General features: G+C 39.5%; 4 protein-coding genes. 3 read left to right on the forward strand and 1 reads right to left on the reverse strand.

The genetic code is table 11. The annotated features are described in order from the left end of the window. The first annotated feature begins 257 nt into the window (after positions 1–257). From ACH2DQ_RS27800 to ACH2DQ_RS27810, 3 genes are read left to right on the forward strand one after another with little or no spacing between them, the layout of a single operon-like run. On the forward strand, positions 258–548 hold the full coding sequence (locus tag ACH2DQ_RS27800; protein WP_394912889.1) for a DUF2325 domain-containing protein: 291 nt from the start codon (positions 258–260) through the stop codon (positions 546–548). Beyond that, entirely contained in the window at positions 533–1120 is a 588-nt protein-coding gene (locus ACH2DQ_RS27805; RefSeq protein ID WP_394912888.1) for a DUF3793 family protein, read from the forward strand. The genes ACH2DQ_RS27800 and ACH2DQ_RS27805 overlap by 16 nt, the downstream gene beginning before the upstream one ends. A 44-nt stretch (positions 1121–1164) precedes the next feature. Beyond that, the gene (locus tag ACH2DQ_RS27810) at positions 1165–1596 is read left to right on the forward strand and encodes a flavodoxin (protein ID WP_394912887.1); all 432 of its coding nucleotides are present in this window, start codon (positions 1165–1167) and stop codon (positions 1594–1596) included. Here ACH2DQ_RS27810 and ACH2DQ_RS27815 read toward each other — a convergent pair whose 3' ends face one another. Continuing rightward, positions 1597–2454 carry an AraC family transcriptional regulator gene (locus tag ACH2DQ_RS27815; protein ID WP_394912886.1) on the reverse strand — a complete coding sequence of 286 codons (858 nt, stop codon included), beginning with the start codon at positions 2452–2454 and terminating at the stop codon, positions 1597–1599. Between the last annotated feature and the right edge of the window lie 419 nt (positions 2455–2873).

Genomic DNA, 2873 nt, shown 5'->3' on the forward strand with positions numbered 1-2873 from the left:
CTTTTCGTACACTACCTGTCTTATACAAAGCGTCCTTACTCAGCAAAACCCCAATTTAAAAATTCAAATATTTTCAACATTTAAAAATCTCTGAAAAAGTATCCATACATAAAAAATGAGAAATGAGAAATCCTATCAGTAAAGCTCTAATGCGGATTTTTCTCAATAAAAGGTATTGTATATTTAGGAAAAATAGATTATGATACCTTTAGTTAGCAATGACTAACCTATAAAATACAAATATGAGGAGGTTCACAATGAGTGTTGTAATAATTGGTGGAAATGAAAGAATGGTCTGTCAGTATAAAGAAATTTGTAAAGCACATAACTTTAAAGCAAAGGTTTTTGCTAAGATGGCAGCTGACTTAAAAAGCAAGATTGGTAAACCGGATCTGATAATTCTCTTTACATCGACTGTTTCTCATAAGATGGTGCATTGTGCCATTCAGGAAGCCAGCAGAAACAATATCGCTGTGGAGCGTTCTCATTCCAGCAGTGCCAGTGCATTGAAGGAAATTTTAGGAGGTTTTACATGCCAGCAGAATTAATTCTCGATTATTTATCCAGCAGCAGTGCATGGGAGCAGCTGTGTTTTCAGGTAGTATTTCAATGCGCACCGGTGTTGAAGGGAGTCAAAGCGTCCAATCTGATTACCCTTCCCAAAGGTATGTGGCTTCATCTGTTTAACATCTTGAAGGATACTGACATTTCCTGCAAAATCTTATATTCAGGAAGTAAAAACGAGGTAATTTTTCTATATCGTGAAGACAGGCTTAACGAGATCTTAAAAGATCGCAAAGCCTGGGACTTTGTAGAAAGCTGCGGATATGCAGAAATGGGGATGTCAGAAATTTTAAAAAGGCTGCGCAGCAGATATGAATTGTTTATGCGCAAAACCGGGGATTTTCCACATGAGCTTGGTATCTTCCTGCAATATCCCATTGAAGATGTAAAGGCATTTATACAAAATGGCGGCAAGAACAGCCTGCTGTCCGGTTACTGGAAAGTTTACCATAACCCGATGCAGGCTGCTCAGATATTCCGTACCTATGATGAAGTCCGGGATCATGCGGCAAGTGAATTTATGAAGCATAAAAGTATACGCCAGGTGGTATGCTAAAAGGAGACGAGGTATGCAAAGCTTACAAAAAAAGGAGAATAATTATGAAGACAATTAAAGTAGTGTATTGGAGCGGAACAGGAAATACGCAGGCAATGGCGCAGGCGATTGCAGAAGGTGTGGAAAAAGGGGAGGCGAAAGCAGATCTTTTGGATGTGGATACGATTCAGGCAGATGATCTGAAGGATGACAGTATCTTGGCATTGGGATGCCCTGCCATGGGCGATGAAGTCCTGGAAGAAGGAAGCATGGAGCCGTTTATGGAAGAACTGGAGAGCAGTCTGTCCGGTAAACAGGTTGCACTCTTTGGTTCTTATGGATGGGGAGATGGACAGTGGATGCGTGACTGGGAAGAACGTGTGACGGAAAAAGGCGGTAAACTGGTAGAGGGCAAAGGGCTGATGTGCTGCGAAGAGCCGGATGACCAGGTACTGGAAGACTGCCGCAAGTTAGGTGAAAAGCTGGCTAAGTTATAATCACGTTGAAAACTGAGCATATTTTTTAGGGGATATGCCAACTGCTTTTGTAAATGATTTTAAAAAGTTGCTGTAATCATTAAAACCGCATTGCTCACAGGCTTCGCTGACGGTGTTGCCGTCGGTCAGCAGAGCCTTGGCAATGGTGATTCGCTTTGCGGTGATGTATTTATTAATGGTAGTTCCCGTTGCCGATTTAAAAATGCGGCAGATATAGGAAGGACTTAAATAAAAATGCTCTGACAATTCATCAATTGTGAGGGGGTTTTTTATATTCTGATTAATATAAGTTAAAATCTGGTCTACCTGCTGATGATAGGTAGGCGTCTCCTCGGACAATTCTTTTCGCTGATTCTTGTAAAATACCCTGTTTAAAAATACCATAAGTTCAATAAATGCACAGCGTTCGGTAAGATCGGAGCCGAAGCCGTCAATCTGGCATATTTTATGGATGAAATATAAAAATCGCTTCTGTTCTTCTTCATTCAGACTGAGTTTGTGATCCGTACCAGGATTACGGCAGGAAAAACAATGATTTAAATCCGTCTGCTTAGACGAAAGCTTCTTCAGGAAATCCGGGTAAATAGACAGTACGACCCGTTCGTGGACCTCAGAATCAATTTGGGTCAGATGATGGCTCTCATACTGGTTGATAAAAAAAATATCTCCCGGCTGAATGGAATAAAATCGGTTATCAATTAAAAACTGTTTGCCTCCCGAGACAGAAAAATAGATCTCGTAACAGTTATGTATATGCATTTTCATTGGTTTTTCTTCATTATACAGATGGGCAATGGAGAAATACTGATTCTCCAGACAGGATTCAATCGCTGCTTTGCAGGAACTATATTCTTTCATAGATCATACCTCTTCTAATAATCGCTGTAAGACGCTCAGGAGCGTGCTTTGTTTTTGGAAAATTCTTATTTCAAAACTTCTTTGGAATTTCAATTTTGATGGTTGCAACTCCCAATTTTTATGGATATAACGCCCAATTGTAATGGATATAACGCCCAATTGTAGTGGATGTAACACCCAATTGTAATCGATGCAATACCCAATTGTAATCGAGAAAACCATTTGTAATTTGAAATGCAATCTGCAACCTCTCCTAACTATACAGCAAAAGTTCAAAATTTGCAATATTTAGATCAAAAAACAACAAGAAAGAGTAATAATGATATGTTATCATTGTTACATCAGAGAAATATATAAATATAGTGCCACCCGGCGTAAATACGTCGATATATAGTGCCTGATATCTGTGTCAGGTGTGG

The organism is Robinsoniella sp., assembly GCF_034124845.1.